The sequence below is a fragment of the Micromonospora sp. SH-82 genome (assembly GCF_051132485.1).
GTDB lineage: Bacteria > Actinomycetota > Actinomycetes > Mycobacteriales > Micromonosporaceae > Micromonospora.
Window position 1 is genome coordinate 877,581 of record NZ_CP148049.1, and the last position, 20,657, is coordinate 898,237.

A 20,657-nucleotide genomic window follows, 5' to 3' on the forward strand; every position below is an offset into this window, starting at 1 on the left:
CACGCGTGGCGCGGTCACCGACCGCGCCCGGCCTACTCCTTGACCTGGAACGTCGGGCGGATCACCGCTCGGGCCAGGGTGTGGAAGGCCAGGTTGAACCCGACGTACGCACACGAGGCGTCCGGCCCGAGGTCCAGCTTCTCCACGTCCACCGCGTGCACGGCGAAGACGTACCGGTGCGGCCGGTCCCCGGGCGGCGGGGAGGCACCGCCGTACCCGGAGTCCCCGTAGTCGTTGCGCACACTGAACGCCCCACCCAGCCCGGCCTCGTCGACCCCGCGCGGCAGCTCGGTCACCGAGGCCGGCAGGTTCACCAGCACCCAGTGCCAGAAACCACTCCCGGTCGGGGCGTCCGGGTCGAAGCAGGTGACCACGAAACTCTTCGTCTCGTCGGGGAACCCGGACCAGGCCAGCTGCGGCGAGACGTTGTCACCCCCGGCGCTGCCGTGTGCGTACGACCCGTCCAGCGGCTCGCCGTTGCGGACGTCCGCGCTGGTCAGCTCGAAGCTCGGGACGATCGGCAGCAGCTCGTACGGGTCCGGGGCGATCGGTCGTTCCAGGCTCATCGAAACGGATCCTTCCGGTGTGCGGATGTTGTCTGCGCACCTTCATACCCCGTCGAGCGCCACTGGTCCCGACAGTCGCCCGTCCGACCCCGCCCTGTTCGACCTCGTCACCCGATTGTCGACTTTTGCCCGACTCGCCACCCAGATGCCGCACGCCGGAATCCTCCTGGTCTCCGCGCGACGCTTCCCACGGTCCCGGCCGGGGCTGGCGCGGCTGGAGATCGCGCTGCACGAGGTGCTGACCGACAAGGAGCTGCCGCCGACCGACAGGGTCGCCTGGCCGGCCTGACGGCGGCGGTCCACCCCGGGCGTACGGCGATCACTAGTCCGCCGGCGGGTCGGGTCAATATCCGGTGCAGAGGGGATGTCCAGGTCCTGGCTCTCGGGGACCCGGTGGTCGAGTCGGGCGAGCCGGACGGAGAGCGCCCGCAGCAGCCCTGCGCCGCAGAGGCTGAGGTCGGGGTGTCACAGGGTCGTGTGAGGATCGGCGCCGTGACTGAGTGGATCTACAACGACCGCCCCGAGGGGCTCAGGGTCCTGGACGAGCGGATCGCCGAGCCGGGCCGTACCCAGATCGAGGACGAGATCTGGGACTGGGTGGTACGCGGCGAGGACGACCCCGACGAGTTCGTCGACCACCTCGACGGGGACGAGTACCGCCACGGTGCCACCGACGACGACCTGCGTGCGGCGTACGGGAAGGCACTGGCAGCCCGCCGGGAGCAGCAACAGCAGTGGGGCGAGATCCGGGGCAACCTCGACCGGGCCTTCGCCGAACTCACCGAACTCGGCGTGGTGGCCAGGGCGGACTTCACCTGCTGCGGCACCTGCGCGGCCACCGAGATCCACGACGAGCGCGACGACTCCCGACACTGGCACGGATACGTCTGGTTCCACCAGCAGGACACCGAAGCGCTGCTCACGAGCGAGGACGGCGAGGTCTACCTCGGCTACGGTGCATTCGCCCCGGCCGACTTCGACGAGGCCGCCTACGGTGCCCTCCCCGAATCCGAACAGCAGGCCCGCTACCAGGCCGACCTGGAACGGCTACTCGACGACCTCGTGTTCCCGGTGCTCACCAGGAACGGGATGCGGGTGGAGTGGAACCGCCAGCAGAACAGGCGGGTCCGGGTGACCGGAGCCCAGTGGTACGCGCCATTGGTCTGACTCCCCCCATGAGCTCCCCACCATGAGTCAGCCCCGGTCCGGAGACCGGGGCTGACCTGCTTCTGAGGAGATCCAGTGTGGGCGGAGGGTGTGGGATTCGAACCCACGAAGACATCGCTGCCTTACCGGTTTTCAAGACCAGCGCCATCGGCCTCTAGGCGAACCCTCCCGGCCCGCGCCCCGTAGGGCGCGACCGCCGACCAGTGTGCCAGAAGCCCGCACGGGTGCCATCCCCGTACCCGACTCCGGCCACACGCCGGCGGACCGCCCCTGCACCGCCGAGGCGGGCCGACCATCGTCGTTTGCGGCTGAGCAGCCCGCCGAGGCAGGCCCGCCGTGATCGTTTGCAGTTGAGCAGCCCGACACGCCGGGGAAAAGGTCGCTGAACCGCAAACAATCATGAAAACCCCCGCTCGGTGCGAGGGGTGGGGGTGTGAGGGGCGGTGGGTGAGGGGGTGGGGTGGAGCGGGTAAGACTGGGGGATGCGTGCTGTCACGATCCCGGAACCCGGTGGCCCCGAGGCACTCGTCTGGGCGGAGGTCCCCGACCCGGAGCCCGGCCCCGGTGAGGTGCTCGTGTCCGTTCGGGCCAGCGCTGTCAACCGGGCCGACCTGCTGCAACGGCAGGGGCACTATCCGCCCCCGCCGGGCGCGTCGGCGTACCCCGGGTTGGAGTGTTCCGGGGTGGTGGCCAAGGTCGGGCCGGAGGTGACCGGGTGGGCGGTCGGGCAGGAGGTCTGTGCCCTGCTGGCCGGTGGCGGGTACGCCGAGCGGGTGGTCGTTCCGGCCGGGCAGCTCCTGCCGGTTCCGGCGGGGGTCGACCCGGTCGACGCGGCGGCCCTGCCGGAGGTGGCCTGCACCGTCTGGTCGAACGTGGTCCAGGTGGCCGGGTTGGCGGAGGGGGAGACCCTGCTGGTGCACGGGGGTGGCAGCGGGATCGGCACCTTCGCGATCCAGTTGGGGGCCGCCCTCGGGGCGACGGTGGTGGCGACCGCCCGGTCGGCCAAGCACGACCGGCTGCGGGAGTTGGGGGCCGCGCACCTCGTCGACTACCGGGAGCAGGACTTCGTCGAGGAGGTACGCCGGGTCACCGGGGGGCGGGGCGCGGACGTGATCCTGGACATCATGGGCGCGGCCTACCTGGGCCGGAACGTGTCGGCGCTGGCCACCGGGGGTCGGCTGGTGGTGATCGGCATGCAGGGTGGTCGGAGGGGCGAACTGGATCTGGGGGCGCTGCTGGCCAAGCGCGCCTCGGTGACCGCCACCGCCCTGCGGTCCCGGCCGGTGTCGGAGAAGGCCGCCATCGTCGCGGGGGTCCGGGGCGAGGTGTGGCCGCTGGTCGAGGCGGGGCGGATCCGGCCGGTGGTGGACCGGCGGGTTCCGATGGCGGACGCGGCGCAGGCGCACCGGCTGGTCGAGGCGAGTGACCACCTGGGCAAGGTCCTGCTCACCGTCGATCCGGCGGGGTGACCGCAGCCGTCTCCTCTCCGGGTGGGCGGGGCAGCATCAGGCGGGCGCCGGGGCCTTCGGCGGCGAGGTCGTCGGAGGGGTTGTAGAGGGTGCAGAGCTGCAACGACAGGCAACCGCAGCCGATGCAGCCGTGGAGCTTGTCGCGGAGCCGGGTGATCAGTTCGATCTTCTCGGTGAGCCGGTCCCGCCAGGCGGTGGAGAGCGCGGCCCAGTCGTCCGGGCTGGGGGTACGCCCCGCCGGGAGGGAGTCCAGCGCCGCCTTGATCTCCTCCAGGGAGACCCCGATCTGCTGGGAGATCCGGATGAACGCCACCCGACGCAGCTCCGATCGGGCGTACCGGCGTTGGTTGCCGCCGGTACGGGCGGCGCTGATCAGGCCGATCCGCTCGTAGTAGCGCAGCGCCGAGGGTGCCACCCCGCTGCGGTCGGAGAGTTGACCGATCGTCAGGGATTCGTTCATCCGCTCGCCTTGAGTTGAAGTGAACTTCATCTTGCAGGCTAGGCGCATGGACACCGTTACCGCCAGTATCGAACCGGCTCCGGACAGAGCCGACCCCGGTCGATCCCGGACCGGCCCGGCCGCCCGGAACCTGCCCCGAGCCCTCGTCCCGACGGTGGACCGGCTCGCTGCCCGGGGGGCGCTCGACCCGAACGTCTTCTCCACCCTCGACGTCCTCTGGGTGCTCTACGACCGGATCCTGCGGATCACCCCGGACACCGTGGACGACCCGGACCGGGACCGGTTCCTGCTCTCCAAGGGGCACGACGTGGAGGGCTACTACGCCCTCCTCGCCGCGAAGGGGTTCGTGCCGGTCGAGTGGCTGGACGACCCGGGCTCCCCGACCAGCCGACTCGGCGGGCACCCCGACCGGGTCCTGGTCCCCGGGGTGGAGATCGGCTCCGGTTCGCTCGGCCACGGACTCGGGCTCGGCGTCGGGACCGCCCTCGGCCTGCGCGCCCAGGGCCTTGCCACCCCCCGGGTGTACGTCCTGGTCGGCGACGCCGAACTCGACGAGGGCTCCAACCACGAGGCGATCGCGTACGCCGGAGCCACCGGCCTGGCGGGGCTGACCGCCGTGGTGATCGACAACGGGTCGGCCAGCCACGGGTGGCCCGGTGGCATCGCCTCTCGGTTCACCGTCAACGGTTGGACCGCCGACACGGTGGACGGCCACGACCACGACCTCCTGTACTCCGCCCTGACCGGGCAGACCGCGCACCGGCCGCACGTCGTCGTCGCGGTCGTCGACCCCGAGGAGTGACGATGCCGACGACAGTCCCCCCGACGACCACGCCCGTCCCGCCGACCACCACTGCCGTTCCGCCGACGACAGCCCCACCGACGGCCGCTGCCGTTCCGCCGACAGGCCCGCCGACGCCGACGGGCGGTGCCGACAGCATGCGGGACGCGTTCGTCGGGACCATGACCGACCTGCTGGCGGAACAGCCGCGTACCGCACTGGTGCTCGCCGACATCTCCGCCCTGGCCTTCGCCTCGGCGGCACACCGGCACCCCGATCGGGTGATCAACGTCGGGATCCGGGAGCAGCTGCTGCTGGGGGTCGCCGGAGGGCTCGCCCTGACCGGGATGCGACCTGTGGCACACAGCTACGCGCCGTTCCTGGTCGAGCGGGCGTACGAACAGATCAAGCTGGACCTCGACCACCAGGGGGTCGGGGCGGTCCTGGTCGGGATCGGTGCGTCGTACGACAGGCCGGAGTCCGGCCGGACCCACCTGTCACCCGCCGACGTGGCCCTGATCGACACCCTCGGCGGCTGGACGGTGCACGTTCCGGGGCACCCCGACGAGGTGCCCCGCCTGCTGCGCGCCCTGGTGGCCCGGGACGACGCGGCGTACCTGCGGTTGTCGACGCGGACCAACGACCGGCCCCGGTTCGGCGACGGAAGTCTGGAGGTGGTGCGGGACGCCGGGGCGGGCGCGCCGCTGCTGGTGGCGGTGGGGCCGCTGCGGGACGCGGCGGTGGCGGCGGTGGCCGACCTGCCGGTGACGGTGGCCTGGACACACCGCCCTCGACCGTTCGACACGGTGGGGCTGCGGGCGCTGGCCGGCACCGAGGTGATCCTGGTCGAGCCCTACCTGGCCGGTACGTCCAGCCGGGTGGTCGCCGACGCCCTCGCCGACCGACCGCACCGGCTCCTGGCGCTCGGGGTCGGCCGGGCGGACCTCCGGCGCTACGGGTCGGCCGAGGACCACGACCGGTGGCACGGCCTGGACGAGACGGGGATCCGCCGGTCGGTCACCGGCTTCCTGTCGACGCCCTGAGCCGGATCCCGGCAGCGGCAGCGCCGGAGCGGGCGACACGGTGACGTGGGGTCAGCGGGGAGGGCCGTCGGACTTGCGGCGGGTCCGCTCCCGGCCGAGGATCCAGATCGCCTCGACGCCGTCCTTCCAGGTGATCTTCTTGCCCTCCTCGCGACCCCGCGCCCGGTAGCTGATCGGGACCTCGAACGGGCGGATCCGGCGACGCAGCAGCTTGCCTGTCACCTCGGCCTCCATCCCGAACCCCTGGGACCTGATGTCCAGGGATCGGTAGAGGGCCACCGGCATCAGCTTGAAGCAGGTCTCCAGGTCGCCGATGTAGGAGTTGAACAGGACGTTCGCCGCCATCGTGACGCCCTTGTTGCCCATCACGTACCAGAAGCTGTAGGCGCTGTGGCTGCCGAAGGTCCGGTTGCCGTAGACGACGTCGGCCCGGCCGTCGAGGACCGGGTCGAGGAGCTTCGGGATGTCCTGCGGGTCGTACTCCAGGTCGGCGTCGAGGATGACCATGTACTCGCCGTCGGCGTTGTCGACGGCGGTCCGGATCGCCGCGCCCTTGCCCCGGTTCCGGGGGTGGGTGATCACCCGGAGCCGGGAGTCGTCGGCCCGCCCGAGGACCTCGCCCGTGCCGTCGCGGCTGCCGTCGTCGACCACCAGCAGCTCGATCTCACACGGGTAGTCCACCGCCAACGCCTGCTTGAGGGCGTCGGCTATGCGGTCCTCCTCGTTGTAGACCGGCATGAGGATCGAGAGCTTCACGAGGTTCTCCACGGTGGCGACAGTAAATCCGACCTAGCCTAGCCTGGTACCCCTGGCGGAGACGGTTGCCATCGCCAACGGTCGGCGCAGCGCCCCGAACGTGATGGTGTTTACTTCCCGCCATGTCCGCCGGCTTCCTGCTCGTCATCCTGCCGGTCGCCACGGTGGCCGCCCTCACCTACGCGCTGCGCCCGTCCGGCACGACACCGGTGGCTCCGCTCCGGCTGGCCGTGGTGCGCGCTGCGCTGCTCACCGGAGCGTACGCCGTCGGGGTGGTGGAGCTGCTCGGCGCGGTCGGCGGCCTGACCGCACCGGCGTTCGCGCTGGCCTGGGTGGTCGCCCTCGCCGCCGCCGGGACAGCGGTCTGGCTGCGGCACCGTCGTGACCCGGTCCGTCCCACCTGGAGCGACGTACGAGAACGCTGGGGTACGGCCGGTCGGGGTGAACGCCTGCTCCTCGGCACCGTCGCCGGGCTGATCCTGGTCGAACTGGTCGTCGCCCTGCTCGCCGAACCGAACAACTTCGACTCCCAGACCTACCACCTGCCCAAGGTGGAGCACTGGGTGCAGCAGGGTGACCTGGAGTTCTGGGCGACCGCCATCCACCGGCAGGTGACGATCCCGCCGGGGGCCGAGTACCTCCTGCTGCACCTGCGGCTGTTCACCGGCTCCGACGGGTTGCACAACCTCGTCCAGTGGGCCGCCGGGGTGCTCGCCGTCGTCGTGGTCACCCGGATCACCGCCCAGTTGGGCGGGGGGCGGCGGGCCCAGCTGATCACCGCGTTCCTGCTGGCCACCACGCCGATGATCGCCCTTCAGGCGACCAGCACCCAGACCGACCTGGTCTGCGCCGCCTGGGTCGCCTGCGCGGCCACCCTCGTCCTCGACGGGCTGCACCGCCGCAGCGGACCGGCCACCGTCCTCGCCCTCGGGGCGGCCACCGGACTGACCGCGGTGACCAAGACCAGCGGCCTGATCGGGGTCGGGCCGCTGCTGGTGCTCTGGGGCCTGGCCCAACTGCGCCTGGCGTACGCCGGAAGGGCCGACCGACGTGGCCGGGGGTACGCGACGACGGTGCTCGGGTCGGTGGCGATCCTGACCGTCGCCGCCCTCGTCGTCGGGCCGTTCCTGGTGCGGGTGACAGCCGAGTTCGGACACCCGCTCGGGCCGCCCCGGCTGCGCGAGTCCATCCCGATGGAGCGGCACGACCCGCCCGCGATCCTGGTCAACGCGCTGCGGATCGGGCACACCGCGTTGGACACCCCGCTGGAGCCGCTGCGGAAGGGCTCGGCCGCCGCCATCGTCGCCGGCGCGGAGGCGATCGGTGTCGACCCGCAGGACCGGGAGATCACCTTCGGCCGGGAGATGTTCCCCGAACCGTCCTGGTATCCGGACGAGGATCGGGTGGCGTTCCCGCTCGCCGGGATGGCGGTCCTGATCGCCCTGGTGCTGGCGATGGCCCGACCGGGGCGGGTGGCCCCGACGATGCCACCGGCGGTACGGGCGTACGCGGTGGCGATCGGGATCACCCTCCTCCTGCACACCTCGATGATCAAGTGGCAGCCGTGGGGGAACCGGCTGCTGGTGTACGCCCTGACCATCGGCGTACCGCTGGCCGGTCTCTGGCTGGACACCCTCCTGCGCAGCCGGTCCGGCAACGGCCGACGGTCGGTGGCGACCGGGCTGGTGGTGACGGTCCTGGCCACCTCGGCCCTGGCCGGTGTCCTCGCCGTGTCGTACGGCTTCCCCCGGCGACTGGTGGGGGACGGATCGGTCTTCACCACCTCCGAGTGGGACACCCGGTTCCTGCGCCGGCCCCAGTGGACGGCGGAGTTCCAGTGGGCCGCCTCGGCGGTACGCGAGCACGGGGCCGGCCGGGTCGGGCTGGTGCAGCAGAACGACAACTGGGAGTACCCCTGGTGGCTGCTGCTGCGCGACGCCGACGGGCAGGCCCCGGAGCTGGTCGCGTTGCAGTCGGTGCTGCCGGACCGACCCCCGGCCGATCCCACCTCGGTCGACGCGATCGTCTGCACCGGCTCCCGTAAGGTCTGCGCCGACCTGGTCCCCGACGGGTGGCGACTGGAGTTCCGCGACTACGTCGGCTACGCCCTGCGCCCGCCGGGCTGACCGGGCTGACCGGGCACCCGTCCCGGCCGGACACCAGTTCCGGCCGGGGTCGCTGTCGGGACCGGGTCGGCGGGTTCTCCTCGCACCGTGACCGTGAAGGCGGCACCCCCCTCGGGGGCGTGCCCGGCGGTGACGTCGCCGCCGAGACGGCGGGCCAGTCCGGCGGCCAGGGCCAGACCCAGCCCGCTGCCGACCTTGCGGACACCCAGGTAACGCCGGTGCAGGACCCCGCGTTCGAAGGCCACCGCCAGGTCGTCGTCGGTGAGGCCGGGGCCTGCGTCGCGTACCTCGACGAGGCCGCCGTCGGCCGGACCCGGCCCGGCGGCCCGGACCGCGACCACGACCGGCGCGCCGGGCGGCACCACCCGCAGGGCGTTCTCCAGCAGCCCGTCGACCACCTGCCGGATCCGCCCCGGATCGGTGTACGCCCGGACCGGATGGTCGGGCACCTCCACCCGCAACGGCACCCCGAGGGTCGCGCACCGGTCCGCCCACCGTTCGCCGACGTCACCGACCAGCCGGGACAGGTCCACCGGCACCGGTTCCAGGGGGAAGTCGACGGCCTCCAGCCGGGCCAACGCCAACAGGTCGGCGACCAACCGGTCCAGGTGTTCGGCCTCGGCCAACATGGTCCGCCCGACCCGGGCCGCGTCGTCGGCGTCGACCACCCCGTCGGCGAGCGCCTCGGCGTACCCCCGCAGTGTCGTCAACGGGGTCCGCAGCTCGTGGGAGACCGAGAGCAGGAACTCCCGCTGCCGTCCCTCGCTGGCGGCCAGTGCCGTGGCCAGCCCGTTGAGCGCGTACGCCAGGTCGGCGACCTCGTCGGGCGGGTGGACCGGCAACCGGACCCCCCGCTGTCCGGCCCGCAGCCGGTTGGCCGCGTCGGCCGCGCCCCGGATCGGCCTGGCCAACCGACGGGCCAGCAACGACCCGGCCACCGCCCCGGCGGCGAGCCCGGCCACCAGGGGCAGCCAGAGACCTCCGGCCACCCGACGCCACAGTCCGGGGCTCGTCGGTCGGGTCAGCACCACGGCGTCGCCACCGGGCAGGGTCCGTCCTTCGACGAGGGCGCGGCGGCCGTCGACGAGGCGTCTACCGGAGAAGTCCCGGCCCTCGGCGAGCCGGTTGACCACCTGCCGGGGCAGCCCGGACCGGTCGGTCGTACCGGAGGGCAGGACGTGGACCGTGACGTCCCGGTCGGTGAGGCGGGCCGGCAGCGGATCCCCGGCTGCGGTACGGACCCGGTCGGGCTCGGCCCGCAGCACGTCGGCGACGAGCCGGGCCTGGTCGGCGAGGGCCTCCCGATCCCGCCGCTCCGCGCTGCGGACCGCCAGGGGGACCGCGACCAGGACCGTCACCACGACGGACACCAGGGCCACCGCGCAGGTCACCAGGACCGCGCGGGCGGTCAGCGTACGGGCGAACCGCCCCCGGGGTCGGGGACCGTCGACCGGCGGGGTCGGGTCAGCCATCGGCGGCGTACCCGACGCCCCGGTGGGTCCGGATCACCGTGACCGGGGCGAGTTTGGCGCGTACCTGGGCGACGTGCACGTCGACGGTCCGGGTGCCGGCGTGGGCGGCGTACCCCCAGACCGCGGCGAGCAGCTCCTCACGGGTGAACACCCGACCGGGCCGGGCCATCAGGTGGGCGAGCAGGTCGAACTCGGTGGAGGTGAGCTGCACGGGGTGCCCGGCGGCGGTCACGGTCCGGCGGGCCGGGTCGAGCCGGACCGCGCCGACCACCCGGGACTGCCCGGTCGGGTCGGGCACCCCGGCGGTCCGACGCAGCACCGCCCGGAGCCGGGCGACGAGTTCCCGGGGGCTGAACGGCTTCGTCACGTAGTCGTCGGCGCCCAACTCCAGGCCCACGATCCGGTCCACCTCGTCGTCGCGGGCGGTGAGGAAGACGACAGGGGTCCAGTCCCCGTCGGCCCGCAACCGGCGGCAGACCTCGGTGCCGGAGAGGCCGGGCAGGGCGATGTCCAGCACGCAGGCGACCGGGCGCAGCCGTCGGGCGGCGAACAGGCCCGCGTCGCCGTCGCGTTCCAGGTGGACGCCGAACCCGTCCCGGGTCAGGTAGAGCCGCACCAGGTCGGCGATGGAGGGCTCGTCCTCGACCAGGAGGACGAGCCCACGCCCTGCGGTGTCGACGGTCACCGGCTCATGATGACCGACCCCCGGCCGTGCCGGGGGTCGACGGGTGTCCGGGTTCGGCAAGGAGCCGGGCCGGGGTGACTCAGCCGCCGAGCGCGACGGATCCGGCCGTCACCTGGGCGGCGAACGGTTGGCGTCGGTCCCGGGCCGGGCCGTCGGGCCGGAAGAGCTGGTCCGGGGCGGCGGTCACCGGCGGGCGGGCCGGGGTGCCCGGCGGGCGGAGTCGGAACGCCTGCCCGAGCAGGGCGTCCAGGTGCCACACCTGCTTGGCGTGGTGGGCCCGGATGACGAACCGTTCGCGTACCCCGTCGATCGCGGTGGCGGCCAGTTCCAGCGCGGGGGTACGCGGGTCGGGGTGCCAGGTCACGTGGCTCAGTTCCCGCAGCTCGCTGTTGAGGTGCAGGCGAAGCCGGTGCAGGACCCGGGTCTGCCGGGTGACCACCAGACGGCGATGGGTCAGCAGGAGCAGGTACTCGCCGGCCATCGGCCGGTCGGGTCGGCTGCACCTGGCCACCATGACGGTGGCGTCGCCGGAGCCCACGCACCGGCGAAAGATCGGCATGTGCCGGCTGACGGTCTGCACCGCCAGGCCCGCCTCGGCGGCGGCCGGCAGGAACGTACGGGAGAAGACGTCCATGCTGGTACCAACGACGGTGTCGCAAATGTGACGTGGGACACGCCACAATTCTGCGGAACTTCCACGCCACGCGACGCGGATCCCGGTTCCCGGGCGCGCCGACCCGCCACCCGGCGGGCTCGGTCAGACCGGATCCGGCTCGAACAGTTCGGTCAGCCAACCGGGGACCGCAGCGACGTAGCCGTCCCGGGCCGGATCGCCGGTGTCCACCGCCCGACGCCAGGACAGCGCACGGCTGACCTTCGTCACTGTCATCGCCGGGGCGACCGCCGCCCGCAGGTCACGCCGGTCGTGACGATCGGTCCAGGGCTCCAGGTACGCGTCCCGGAGCCGGAGCAGCGCCGGATCGCCGGGCGGCAGGTCGAACGCGTACGCCACCGAGCGGAGGGTGACCAGCAGGGTGCCGAGCGGGTGGGCGACGGAGGCGTCGCCCCAGTCGAAGAAGCGGTACCCGGTCGCGGTGGCGAAGACGTTCCCGTCGTGCAGGTCGTCGTGCTGGACGGTGGCGGGCAGACCGGACTCGGCCAGCCGGACGCACAGCTCCACGAAGCTCGGCCGGTACGCCCTCAGCCGTTCGTACGCGTCGGCGGTGAGCCCGTCGTCCTCCCCGGCCCGCAGCGCCGTGGCGTCGTCGAGGAGGTCGTCGAGCAGGTCGGGTAGGGCCGTCGGCCGGTGGTCCGGCACCCCGAGGGCCAGCAGCTCCCCGACGTGCGGGGCGGAGGCGAGTTGCAGGGCGGCGTACCCGGCCAGGGCGTGTTCCCATCGGGCGAGCCCGGGGCGGCCCTGCGCTGCGGCGGTCCGGCCGTCCGAGCCGAGCACCGCCCGGAGGGTGGGACCCCCGTCGGGCAGCAGTGTCCACCCCCGCTCGACGTCGACAGCCAGCGGGGTGAGCAGCGCCTCCGGGGCGATCCGGGCCAACGTCGCCACCAGGGGGACCTCGTACCTGGTGGCGGGGTTGTTGGCCTTGAACCACACCGGCCCGGCGTCGGTGGGCACCCGCCACACCACCGACCACGGGCGGACCCGGGGTTCGACAGGGCCGGTGACCCGCCGACCGGACCCGGCGGCGAGCCGGTCGGCGATCCACTCCTGTGCCTGTCGGCGCCAGGAGGTCGCCGACCAGGGCGCTCCGACGGCGGGATAGGGCGAGTCGGTGGCGTCGGCGGACGGCGGGGCGGTCATCGGCGCAGCGTAGGCGGGCCGGTGGCGCGTCGGGAAGCCGTTTTCCGCAGGCTCCCTCAGCCGAGCAGGGCGAACGTCCGGCCGAGGGCGAGCACCAGCAGGAGGACCAGGACGGCGGTGGTGCCGACCGACTGGACCAGGGTCCGGTGCGACCTGGGGGCGTACGCCATGACCAACGCGACCATCGCCCCGGTCACCAGGCCGCCGAGGTGACCGGCGATGGAGATGCCCGGCACGGCGAAGGTGAAGATCAGGTTGATCACCAGGATCGGCAGGATCGCCGAGGTGTCCCGCCCGAGCCGTCGCATGATCACGAAGGTCGCCGCGAAGAGACCGAAGATCGCTGTGGAGGCACCGGCGGTGGCCTGGTTCTCCGCGCTGAACAGGTAGGCGGCGACGTTGCCGCCGAGCCCGGCCACCAGGTAGAGCGCGACGAACCGGGCCGGGCCGAGGACCGCCTCCAGGGAGCGTCCGAGGACCCAGAGCGCCCACATGTTGAGCAGCAGGTGGAGCACGCCGTAGTGCAGGAACATCGCGGTGACCAGGCGGTACCACTCGCCCTGGGCGATGCCGCCGACGGTGCCGTCGAGGAAGACCGCCTGCCCGAGGACCGCACCCCAGTTGGTCAGCGGGGTGCTGCCGCCCATCAGGCCGCCGAACCCGGACCCGCCCGCCACCGCGTCCCCGCCACGGTCGGAGAGGATGGACACCAACATCATCATCAGGTTCAGCCCGATGAGAACCTTCGTCACGTAGCCGTGACGGCCGGCGTCACCGCCACCGAAGGCGGTACGCGCCGGCCGTACACTGCGACGGCCTTCGTCGACGCACTCCGGGCACTGGTGCCCCACAGCCGCCTCGCGCATGCAGTCCGGGCAGATCGGACGGTCACACCGGTTGCACCGGATGTACGTCTCCCGACCCGGATGCCGGTAGCAGACCGGCGTGGTCGGCGGGGATTCGCTCACCGTGCCCGCCCTGCGGAGCGCTCAGTCATGCAGGCAAAGGTACCTCGCGGTCCTCGGTCAGGCCTCGTTGCGTTCGATGGTGACGCGCTCGATCACGACGTCCTGCAACGGCCGGTCGCTCGGGCCGGTCGGGGTGTTGGCGATCGTGTTGACGATCTTGACCGACTCCTCGTCGGCGACCTGGCCGAAGATGGTGTGCCGGTTGTTCAGGTGCGGCGTCGGGGCCACGGTGACGAAGAACTGCGACCCGTTGGTGCCCGGCCCGGCGTTGGCCATGGCGAGCAGGTACGGACGGTCGAACCGCAGCTCCGGGTGGAACTCGTCACCGAACTTGTAGCCCGGTCCGCCCCGACCGGTCCCGGTCGGGTCACCCATCTGGATCATGAAACCGGAGATGACCCGGTGCGAGATGGTGCCGTCGTAGAACGGCCCCGAGCCCGGCTGACCGGTCCGCGGGTCGGTGTACTCCCGGTTGCCCTCGGCCAGGTCCACGAAGTTGCGGACGGTCTTCGGGGCGTGGTTCGGGAACAGCTCCAGGCGAATCGGCCCGGCGTTGGTGTGCAAGGTGGCGTAGACAGCCTCGGCCACGGGTACTCCTCAGTCGTTGGTCAGTTCCATGCGGATCCTCCCATGTGCCCGATCTGGCAGTGCGGAGGCATCCGAAGGTGGAGGATGACGGAGGAACGACTCCCAGGAGGTGGGAACGTGTTTGGAATCGCGCGACGGAAGACCCAGGGGCAGTTGGCCAGGGCCGAACTCAACCAGGGTGTCGGCCACCTCAGGTCGGCCGCGACGCACGCCGCGAAGGGTGCGGGCGCGACTGTCGGCCCACGGGTCCGGGCGGCCCAGAGCTACGTCGCGCCGACCGTCCTGGTGGTGCGGGACCGGGCCACCAGCGGTCTGTCCACCACGGCCGCCGCGATGGCACCGCTGGCCCTGGCGGTCCGCACCGCACAGGCCGAGGCGGCCGGGCGGGCGAAGACCGGGAAGAAGGTCGCCGCGGCGAAGACCTCCGCGATGAGCAAGAAGGCCAAGGCGAAGACCCGCAAGGCCACCGCCCGTCGGCAGAAGCGGTCCCGGGGGATGCTGGTCGGGCTGCTCGCCGTCGGCACCGTCGCCGGGGTGGCCGCCGGTGCCATGGCGGTACGGCGTCGCCGCGAGCAGCAGGAGTGGGCCGAGTACGACCCGGGTCACACCCTGGAGCCGATGCACGACGAGGTGGAGACCCTTGAGGTCCGGACGGCGACCGGGCGTGACTCCTCGTCGGTGCGGACCGCCGACGCGTCGGCGAAGGTGTCCGACGCGTCGACCATGTCGAGCAGCTCGCCGGTGGCGGGTGGCCCGACCGGGGCGGGTAGCTCCCCGGTGGCCGGTGGCGACAGCGCCTCCACCACGCGGCCCGGCACCCAGCCGGTGATCCACGAGAACCCCGGTGTGCCGTCGGTCGCCGAGGGCGCCCGGGACGTCTCCGGCCGTCCGGCCGACGACCTCAACGAGGCCCTGCACAGGCGCAACGGCGCCCAAACCCCCACCCACCGCTGACCCCCACCCCCCGCACCACCGGTTGACCCGCACCACCCGTTCACCTCGTTGATCAAGGGGTTTGCGTCACGGTAGTCGGCTTACCTGACGCAAATCCCTTGATCAACACATCGGGTGGGGTGGTGGGGTGGTGGGGGTGGTGCCGGGCGGGCGGGGTCGGTTCAGGGGGGTGAGAGGCGACCCGACCCGCCCGGCACCCTGGGGGCGGGGGTGATGCTCGCCGCACCGTCCAGGTCGCACGTCGGGCACAGGGTGACCACGACCACAACATGAATGGTGCTCGCGACATTGTCGGGTCGTCGACCGGCCCGGCGGGACCCCCGGGCCGGTCACCATCCGATAACTTTCCCCAGCTACCGCCGGTGGAGTCAGCGGCTGCGGACCTCGGCGACCGCCTCGGCGAGCCGACGGACCCCCTCGTCGATCCGGTCGGCGGTCACCGCCGAGAAGGCCAGCCGCAGCGCGTGCCGACCACCCTCGGCGACGAAGTCACTGCCCTTGACGACCGCCACCCCACGCTCGGCGGCGGCCGGGGCCACCAGCTCGACGTCGACGTCGTCCGGCAGCTCGACCCAGAGGAAGTAGCCACCGTCGGGCTCCACGAACCGGGCGTCCGGGATGTGCCGACGCAACGACTCGGCGAGGACCCGCGCCCGCTCGCCGAGGGCGGTCGAGACGGTCTCGATCGAGCGGTCGATGTCACCGGAGACGCAGAACTGGTACACGATCGCCTCGGAGACCATGCCCGGGGAGATGTAGAGGTTCGTCGCCTTCTTGGCGATGTCGGCGATCAACGCCGCCGGTCCGACCAGGTAGCCGACGCGTACGCCGGGGCAGACGGTCTTGGTGAAGCTGGAGGCGTGCACCACGACGTCGCGGGTGTCCAGGGAGAGCATCGACGGCAGCGCCTCGCCCCGGAACCGGATGTCGGCGTACGGGTCGTCCTCGAAGATGGTGAAGCCGTACTCGACCGCCAGGTCGAGCAGCTCCCGACGCTTGTCCAGCGACAGCGTCACCCCGGCCGGGTTCTGGTAGTTCGGGATGATGTGGGCCAGCCGGGGGCGTACCCCGGACTCCAGGAGCTTGCGCAGCTCGGCGGTGTCGATCCCGTCCGGCTGGATGGTCACCGCGTGCAGCTCGCTGCCGAGCTGCTTGAGGTTGAGCAGGGTCCGGTCGTAGGTCGGGCGCTCCACCACCACCGGGTCGCCCGGACGGACCAGGTGGTCGAAGAGGAAGGCGTCGGCCTGCAACGACCCGTTGGTGATCAGGACCTGGTCGGCCGGGACGCCGTGCTTGTCGGCGATCCACTTCCGCAGGGGCGGGTACCCGACGGACGTACCGTACGCGGTGATCCCGGCGGGGTCGGTGTCGAAGGCGCGGACGGCGGCGGCCTTGAGGCCCTCGACGTCGACGATGTCCAGCGAGGGAGCGCCACGGGCGAAGGAGATCAGCTGCTCGGCGGTCATGGTTCCAGAGCGTACGGGCGGTCCCCGGCCGATCGTCGACGGCACGGCCATGTCCGCATCATGAGCCACCTGTCGGGTGACCTCCGACCAGCGACGCAGCGGGTCGGGAGCGCTCAGGCGGCGACGGCCAGGGGCTCGTGCCGCAGCTGACGGGAGAACCCCGACAGCTGCACCCCGAGCGACAGGTAGAACTGACCCCAGTCGAAGTAGGACCGCCACGCCACGATCCGGCCCCGACGGGCCCGGACCACGTCCACCACGTCCCAGCTCACCGTCCGGCCGGTCGGCGCGACGGTGCCCAGCGGGGTGTGCAGGACCCCGGTGTGGGTCCCGGTGAGCCGCTGTTCCAGGGCCAGCCCGCCGGCTGTCTCCACCCGCCCGATCACGTCTGCCCGCAGGTCGGGGAAGGCCCCGGTCCAGGTACGCAGGAACGCCGGCAGCTCGGTCGGCCGGAGGGTGGCGCCGGGGATCGTGTAGGCGGCGTCCGGGGCGTACAGGCCCGGCAGGCGGGCGAGGTCCCGGCGCAGGATCATCGCGTACTGCTGGCCGGCGAGGCGTTCGGCGGTGCTCATGGTGCCCTCCTCCGCGGGCTCGGTGCCCTCCGCGGGTCCTGCGGCCCGTCCGCACCCGCAGTCAATCTCTACCCGTCGATGGCCCGTTCACACCTGCAAACCGCTGTGACCTGGGCGGAGTCGATCGGTCGCCCACCGTGTGTGGTCGACGCGAAGCAGACCGGCCGTCGCGCAACCGCCGGCCCGCTCGCTACTGTCGTGACGTGTCCACCGAGCCCCTACGCTGCGCCGGCGTGCTGGTCGTCGGCGACGACGGCGCAACCGCACACCTGCGACGGCCCCAGCACCGGCGCCTCGTACCCGTCGGTGACGGGCCGTTCCGGTGGCGCGTCACCACCGCCACCGCCGCCGGCTGCGCGATCGGTCGGTGAGCGACGCGGTCGAGCTGGCACCGCACCGATTCGCGGGGCTGGTCAGCCCGGCGATCGACAGGGCCTTCGTCGCCGGTGTCCTGGCCGGTCGCGACGGTGGCGGTGCCGAGCTGAGCCAACGGTACGGTGGCCCGACCGCCACCGCCTTCCTCGTCGAGTTCCGCACCCGACTCGCCGCACCCGGTGGGATCGTCGACGCGGCGGGGTTCGCTGCGGTGTGCCGGTACCGGAACCCGGCGGACAGCCGACGTGCCCTGGACAAGCACGTGGCGCACGGGATGCTGCACCGGCGGGGCAACGGGGCGTTCTCCGCCACCGAACGGGGCACCGCCTTCCTCGGCGAGCTGTTCCAGGTGCACGCCGAGGTCACCGAGGAGTTGTGGGCCGGTCACGACGACCGGGTGCTCCGGCTGGTGGAGGCGTTCGGGCTGCTGCTGGAGTACGCGCTGGTGGCGGTGGAGTCGGACGAGACCGCCGAGGCGAGCGCGTTCTGTGCGCTGGCACCCCCGTACGAGCCGGACGGCACCCCGCCCGGGGTGCTGCTGCTCAACCGGCTCGGCGCCCTGCGGTACCACCGGGCGGACGCCCACGCCGCCGCCTGGAGCGCCGCCGGGCACACCGCGCAGAGCGTCGACGACCTGTCGGACGGGCCGGAGCGGATGGCGATCGAGTTGGAGACCGACCGGCGGGCCGCGACGCCGTACGCCGCGCTGACCGCCTCGGAGCGCCTGTCGGTCCTGGCCGACCTGGCCGCCCTCCCCGGCTGACTCGGCCGCCCTCCCCGGCTGACCTGGCCGCGCTCCCCCGGCTGACCGGTTGGCCATGGGGCACGCCGACGGCAGCGCTATCCTCCACCGGTGACCGCAGTCGTACGAGGGAGGACGTCGGCATGATCGGGATGGTGCTCGCCGCCGGTGCCGGACGCCGGCTGCGGCCGTACACAGACACACTGCCCAAGGCGCTGGTGCCGGTGGACGGGGAGACCACCATCCTGGACATCGCGCTGCGCAACCTCGCCGAGGTGGGGTTGCGGGAGGTCGTGATCGTCGTCGGGTACGCCGCCGACGCGGTCCGGGACCGTCAGGCCGACCTGGAGCAGACCTACGGCGTCACCCTCACCCTGGTCCACAACGACCGGGCCGAGGAGTGGAACAACGCGTACTCGCTCTGGCTGGCCCGCGAGCACTTCGCCCGGGGCGTCCTGCTGGTCAACGGGGACACCGTGCACCCGGTCAGCGTGGAGAAGACCCTCCTCGCCGAGCGGGGGCCGGGGGTCCTGCTCGCCGTCGACACCCTCAAGGTGCTGGCCGAGGAGGAGATGAAGACCACCTTCGACGCCGCCGGTCAGCTGACCCGGATCACCAAGCTGATGGACCCGGGCGAGGCGTACGGCGAGTACATCGGCGCGACGCTCATCGAACCGCAGGTGGCCGAGGCGCTCGCCGACGCGTTGGAGGCCACCTGGCGACGGGACCCGAACCTCTACTACGAGGACGGCTACCAGGAGTTCGCCGAGCGGGGCGGCGAGGTCCGGGCGGCCCCGATCGGGGACGTCGCCTGGGTGGAGGTCGACAACCACGACGACCTGGCCCGGGCGCGGGAGATCGCGTGCCGCTACTAGCCCGTACGGTCAACACCCCACTGGCGATCGAGGTACGCCGGGGTGCGGTGGCCGACCTGGGTCCGCTCCTGGCCGACCGGCGGATCTCCGCCGGTGGGGACGTGGCGGTGGTGGTCGGCCCGGGGCAGGGCGAGAAGATCGCCGAGCTGTGCCGTCCGACGCTCGGCTCCGCCGACGTGTTCACGGTGACCGGGGGCACCGTCGACTCCGCCAACGAGTTGGGCGACCAACTCCGGCTGCGCAACTACGACGCGGTGGTGGGCATCGGCGGCGGGAAGACCATCGACACCGCCAAGTACGCCGCCAGCCGGTACGCCATCCCGATGGTGACGGTGGCGACCAGCCTGGCCAACGACGGGATCGCCTCCCCGGTGGCGTCGCTGACCCACGAGGGCGGCAAGGGCTCGTACGGGGTGCACATCCCGATCGCCGTCATGGTCGACCTGGACTTCGTGGAGAACGGGCCGGACCGGCAGACCCAGGCCGGCATCGGGGACGCGGTGAGCAACCTGAGCGCCTGCGCCGACTGGGAACTGGCCCACGAGGCACGCGGCGAACCGATCGACGGGCTGGCCGTCACCCTGGCCCGGACCGGAGCCGAGGCCCTGATCAACCACCCCGGCAAGATCACGGACGACGGGTTCCTCACCACCCTGGCCGAGGCCCTGATCCTGGGCGGGATCTCCATGTCGATCTGCGGGTCGAGCCGCCCGGCCAGCGGCGGGGACCACGAGATCTCACACGCCATCGAGCACCTGCACCCGGGCCGGTCCTCGCACGGGGAGCAGGCCGGGCTCGGTGCCCTCTTCTGCACCTTCCTCCGGGGCGACCTGGAACGCTTCGGGCAGCTCGCCCGCTGTCTGCACCGGCACGGGCTGGCCACCACCCCCGCCGACCTGGGCCTGACCGACGACGAGTTCGTCGAGGTCGTGCAGCACGCGCCACGGACCCGACCGGACCGCTACACCATCCTCGAACACCTCACGCTCACGCCTGCGGAGACCCGGAGGCGGCTTGGAGAGTACGCCGATGAACTACGCCAGCACGTTGGCTGAGCCGACCAAGCCCTCCGTCGCCGACTTCCACCGGGTCAACCGGGGCGGCGGCCTGTTCAGCGAGTCGGTGAGCCAGTGGCTGGGGGCGGTCTTCGCGCTCGTCGCCCAGCGGCTGGGGCTCCGCCCCACAGTGCTGACCATCACCAACCTGATCCTCGGGCTGGCCACCTCGGTCAGCGTGGTGGCGCTCGCCCCGGCCGTCGCCGAGGGGTCCGTACCGGCCTGGCTGGTGGGGTCGGTGGCGCTGGTCGGGTGGCAGGTGGCGTACGCCCTGGACTGCGCCGACGGTCAGCTCGCCCGGGTGACCGGGCAGGGCAGCCCGGCCGGTGCCCGGGTCGACGTCCTCTGTGACGTGGCCGCCCAGATCGCCCTGGTGGCCGCCCTGGCGGCGACCGCCGTGGCCCAGCGCCCCGAGACCCCGACCTGGCTGGTGGCGATCTTCGCCGGCACCTGGATGGTCAACCTGGTCACCTCGGTCATGCAGTCCGGCCCGAACGCGGCCAGCATGGTCACCTCCACCTCCCTGCCGGTACGCCTGGTGAAGCTGGTCCGCGACTACGGGGCTGTCATCTTCGCCGCCGCCCTGGTGCTGGCGTTCGCCCCGGCCCTGGTCTTCTGGGTGATCATCGCCTTCACCGTCGTCAACGGCGGCTTCCTCCTCGCCAGCATCGTCTTCTCGGCCCGGGCTTCGCTCTGACCCGACACGTCATGTAGCACATGT

At 72.6% G+C, this 20,657-nt stretch carries 22 protein-coding genes, 1 tRNA gene and 1 pseudogene; 12 read left to right on the forward strand and 12 right to left on the reverse strand.

Translation table 11 applies throughout. The features are described 5' to 3' along the window. Window positions 1–32: 32 nt before the first annotated feature. The gene (locus WHN02_RS04030; RefSeq protein WP_434742112.1) at window positions 33–566 is read right to left on the reverse strand and encodes a YbhB/YbcL family Raf kinase inhibitor-like protein; all 534 of its coding nucleotides are present in this window, start codon (window positions 564–566) and stop codon (window positions 33–35) included. Window positions 567–681: 115 nt separating this feature from the next. Here WHN02_RS04030 and WHN02_RS04035 point away from each other — a divergent pair, with 115 nt between their 5' ends. Together WHN02_RS04035 and WHN02_RS04040 are read left to right on the forward strand one after the other, a co-directional pair. Then, window positions 682–855 carry a hypothetical protein gene (locus tag WHN02_RS04035; protein ID WP_434742113.1) on the forward strand — a complete coding sequence of 58 codons (174 nt, stop codon included), beginning with the start codon at window positions 682–684 and terminating at the stop codon, window positions 853–855. Window positions 856–1,058: 203 nt separating this feature from the next. After that, window positions 1,059–1,733, forward strand: a complete 675-nt coding sequence (locus WHN02_RS04040) for a DUF6891 domain-containing protein (protein WP_434742114.1) — start codon at window positions 1,059–1,061, stop codon at window positions 1,731–1,733. An 82-nt stretch (window positions 1,734–1,815) separates the two neighbouring features. Here the strand turns inward: WHN02_RS04040 and WHN02_RS04045 are convergent. Continuing rightward, window positions 1,816–1,902, reverse strand: a tRNA-Ser gene (locus tag WHN02_RS04045). 313 nt (window positions 1,903–2,215) lie between these two features. Here WHN02_RS04045 and WHN02_RS04050 point away from each other — a divergent pair. Next, window positions 2,216–3,202, forward strand: a complete 987-nt coding sequence (locus WHN02_RS04050; RefSeq protein ID WP_434742115.1) for an NAD(P)H-quinone oxidoreductase — start codon at window positions 2,216–2,218, stop codon at window positions 3,200–3,202. Here the strand turns inward: WHN02_RS04050 and soxR are convergent. Next, complete coding sequence (gene soxR, locus WHN02_RS04055) at window positions 3,180–3,662, reverse strand: redox-sensitive transcriptional activator SoxR (RefSeq protein ID WP_434742116.1); 483 nt, start codon at window positions 3,660–3,662, stop codon at window positions 3,180–3,182. The two genes, WHN02_RS04050 and soxR, sit on opposite strands and share 23 nt — an antisense overlap. A 46-nt stretch (window positions 3,663–3,708) precedes the next feature. On the opposite strand from soxR, the gene WHN02_RS04060 reads away from it, so the two are divergent. Continuing rightward, window positions 3,709–4,464, forward strand: coding sequence for a transketolase (locus tag WHN02_RS04060; RefSeq protein WP_434742117.1), 756 nt, complete (start codon window positions 3,709–3,711; stop codon window positions 4,462–4,464). A 137-nt stretch (window positions 4,465–4,601) separates the two neighbouring features. Beyond that, entirely contained in the window at window positions 4,602–5,486 is an 885-nt protein-coding gene (locus tag WHN02_RS04065) for a transketolase family protein (RefSeq protein ID WP_434743811.1), read from the forward strand. A 51-nt stretch (window positions 5,487–5,537) separates the two neighbouring features. Here the strand turns inward: WHN02_RS04065 and WHN02_RS04070 are convergent, their stop codons facing one another. Then, entirely contained in the window at window positions 5,538–6,242 is a 705-nt protein-coding gene (locus tag WHN02_RS04070) for a glycosyltransferase family 2 protein (RefSeq protein ID WP_434743812.1), read from the reverse strand. 122 nt (window positions 6,243–6,364) lie between these two features. Between WHN02_RS04070 and WHN02_RS04075 the strand changes: the two genes are divergently transcribed. Continuing rightward, window positions 6,365–8,368, forward strand: coding sequence for a hypothetical protein (locus WHN02_RS04075; RefSeq protein ID WP_434742118.1), 2,004 nt, complete (start codon window positions 6,365–6,367; stop codon window positions 8,366–8,368). 41 nt (window positions 8,369–8,409) lie between these two features. Here the strand turns inward: WHN02_RS04075 and WHN02_RS04080 are convergent. From WHN02_RS04080 to WHN02_RS04105, 6 genes and pseudogenes are all read right to left on the reverse strand, one after another. Further along, window positions 8,410–9,840: pseudogene (locus WHN02_RS04080) on the reverse strand (sensor histidine kinase); the annotation flags it as partial. Then, window positions 9,833–10,525: a response regulator transcription factor gene (locus tag WHN02_RS04085; RefSeq protein ID WP_434742119.1), complete on the reverse strand. Its 693-nt coding sequence runs from the start codon at window positions 10,523–10,525 to the stop codon at window positions 9,833–9,835. The pseudogene WHN02_RS04080 and the gene WHN02_RS04085, both read right to left, overlap by 8 nt. 79 nt (window positions 10,526–10,604) lie before the next feature. Continuing rightward, a complete protein-coding gene (locus WHN02_RS04090; protein WP_350896220.1) occupies window positions 10,605–11,159 on the reverse strand; it encodes a hypothetical protein in 555 nt (184 codons plus the stop codon). A gap of 123 nt (window positions 11,160–11,282) precedes the next feature. Further along, window positions 11,283–12,341: a phosphotransferase gene (locus WHN02_RS04095; protein ID WP_434742120.1), complete on the reverse strand. Its 1,059-nt coding sequence runs from the start codon at window positions 12,339–12,341 to the stop codon at window positions 11,283–11,285. A gap of 56 nt (window positions 12,342–12,397) precedes the next feature. Further along, the gene (locus WHN02_RS04100; RefSeq protein WP_434742121.1) at window positions 12,398–13,309 is read right to left on the reverse strand and encodes a rhomboid family intramembrane serine protease; all 912 of its coding nucleotides are present in this window, start codon (window positions 13,307–13,309) and stop codon (window positions 12,398–12,400) included. Window positions 13,310–13,366: 57 nt separating this feature from the next. Then, window positions 13,367–13,897, reverse strand: a complete 531-nt coding sequence (locus WHN02_RS04105; protein ID WP_434742122.1) for a peptidylprolyl isomerase — start codon at window positions 13,895–13,897, stop codon at window positions 13,367–13,369. Between the two features lie 84 nt (window positions 13,898–13,981). On the opposite strand from WHN02_RS04105, the gene WHN02_RS04110 reads away from it, so the two are divergent. Further along, complete coding sequence (locus WHN02_RS04110; RefSeq protein ID WP_434742123.1) at window positions 13,982–14,851, forward strand: hypothetical protein; 870 nt, start codon at window positions 13,982–13,984, stop codon at window positions 14,849–14,851. Between the two features lie 368 nt (window positions 14,852–15,219). Here WHN02_RS04110 and WHN02_RS04115 read toward each other — a convergent pair whose 3' ends face one another. Both WHN02_RS04115 and WHN02_RS04120 read right to left on the reverse strand, forming a co-directional pair. Continuing rightward, entirely contained in the window at window positions 15,220–16,317 is a 1,098-nt protein-coding gene (locus WHN02_RS04115) for a PLP-dependent aminotransferase family protein (RefSeq protein ID WP_434742124.1), read from the reverse strand. 113 nt (window positions 16,318–16,430) lie between these two features. Beyond that, window positions 16,431–16,889, reverse strand: a complete 459-nt coding sequence (locus WHN02_RS04120) for an ester cyclase (RefSeq protein WP_434742125.1) — start codon at window positions 16,887–16,889, stop codon at window positions 16,431–16,433. A 203-nt stretch (window positions 16,890–17,092) separates the two neighbouring features. Here WHN02_RS04120 and WHN02_RS04125 point away from each other — a divergent pair, with 203 nt between their 5' ends. From WHN02_RS04125 to WHN02_RS04145, 5 genes are all read left to right on the forward strand, one after another. Beyond that, a complete protein-coding gene (locus WHN02_RS04125; RefSeq protein ID WP_434742126.1) occupies window positions 17,093–17,260 on the forward strand; it encodes a hypothetical protein in 168 nt (55 codons plus the stop codon). Then, window positions 17,257–18,027 (forward strand): hypothetical protein, encoded by a 771-nt coding sequence (locus tag WHN02_RS04130; RefSeq protein ID WP_434742127.1) that lies wholly within the window; start codon window positions 17,257–17,259, stop codon window positions 18,025–18,027. The genes WHN02_RS04125 and WHN02_RS04130 overlap by 4 nt, the downstream gene beginning before the upstream one ends. Before the next feature lie 122 nt (window positions 18,028–18,149). Beyond that, complete coding sequence (locus WHN02_RS04135) at window positions 18,150–18,881, forward strand: phosphocholine cytidylyltransferase family protein (protein ID WP_350896230.1); 732 nt, start codon at window positions 18,150–18,152, stop codon at window positions 18,879–18,881. Beyond that, window positions 18,869–19,936: an iron-containing alcohol dehydrogenase family protein gene (locus tag WHN02_RS04140; RefSeq protein ID WP_434742128.1), complete on the forward strand. Its 1,068-nt coding sequence runs from the start codon at window positions 18,869–18,871 to the stop codon at window positions 19,934–19,936. Before WHN02_RS04135 ends, WHN02_RS04140 begins: the two co-directional genes overlap by 13 nt. Beyond that, on the forward strand, window positions 19,911–20,633 hold the full coding sequence (locus tag WHN02_RS04145; protein ID WP_434742129.1) for a CDP-alcohol phosphatidyltransferase family protein: 723 nt from the start codon (window positions 19,911–19,913) through the stop codon (window positions 20,631–20,633). Before WHN02_RS04140 ends, WHN02_RS04145 begins: the two co-directional genes overlap by 26 nt. Window positions 20,634–20,657 lie beyond the last annotated feature (24 nt).

Coding starts and splice junctions, on each gene's coding strand:
- WHN02_RS04030 (WP_434742112.1), bottom strand. CDS start 566: ATGAGCCTGGAACGACCGATCGCCCCGGACCCGTACGAGCTGCTGCCG.
- WHN02_RS04050 (WP_434742115.1), top strand. CDS start 2,216: ATGCGTGCTGTCACGATCCCGGAACCCGGTGGCCCCGAGGCACTCGTC.
- soxR (WP_434742116.1), bottom strand. CDS start 3,662: ATGAACGAATCCCTGACGATCGGTCAACTCTCCGACCGCAGCGGGGTG.
- WHN02_RS04060 (WP_434742117.1), top strand. CDS start 3,709: ATGGACACCGTTACCGCCAGTATCGAACCGGCTCCGGACAGAGCCGAC.
- WHN02_RS04065 (WP_434743811.1), top strand. CDS start 4,602: ATGCGGGACGCGTTCGTCGGGACCATGACCGACCTGCTGGCGGAACAG.
- WHN02_RS04075 (WP_434742118.1), top strand. CDS start 6,365: ATGTCCGCCGGCTTCCTGCTCGTCATCCTGCCGGTCGCCACGGTGGCC.
- WHN02_RS04090 (WP_350896220.1), bottom strand. CDS start 11,159: ATGGACGTCTTCTCCCGTACGTTCCTGCCGGCCGCCGCCGAGGCGGGC.
- WHN02_RS04095 (WP_434742120.1), bottom strand. CDS start 12,341: ATGACCGCCCCGCCGTCCGCCGACGCCACCGACTCGCCCTATCCCGCC.
- WHN02_RS04110 (WP_434742123.1), top strand. CDS start 13,982: ATGACGGAGGAACGACTCCCAGGAGGTGGGAACGTGTTTGGAATCGCG.
- WHN02_RS04115 (WP_434742124.1), bottom strand. CDS start 16,317: ATGACCGCCGAGCAGCTGATCTCCTTCGCCCGTGGCGCTCCCTCGCTG.
- WHN02_RS04120 (WP_434742125.1), bottom strand. CDS start 16,889: ATGAGCACCGCCGAACGCCTCGCCGGCCAGCAGTACGCGATGATCCTG.
- WHN02_RS04135 (WP_350896230.1), top strand. CDS start 18,150: ATGATCGGGATGGTGCTCGCCGCCGGTGCCGGACGCCGGCTGCGGCCG.
- WHN02_RS04145 (WP_434742129.1), top strand. CDS start 19,911: ATGAACTACGCCAGCACGTTGGCTGAGCCGACCAAGCCCTCCGTCGCC.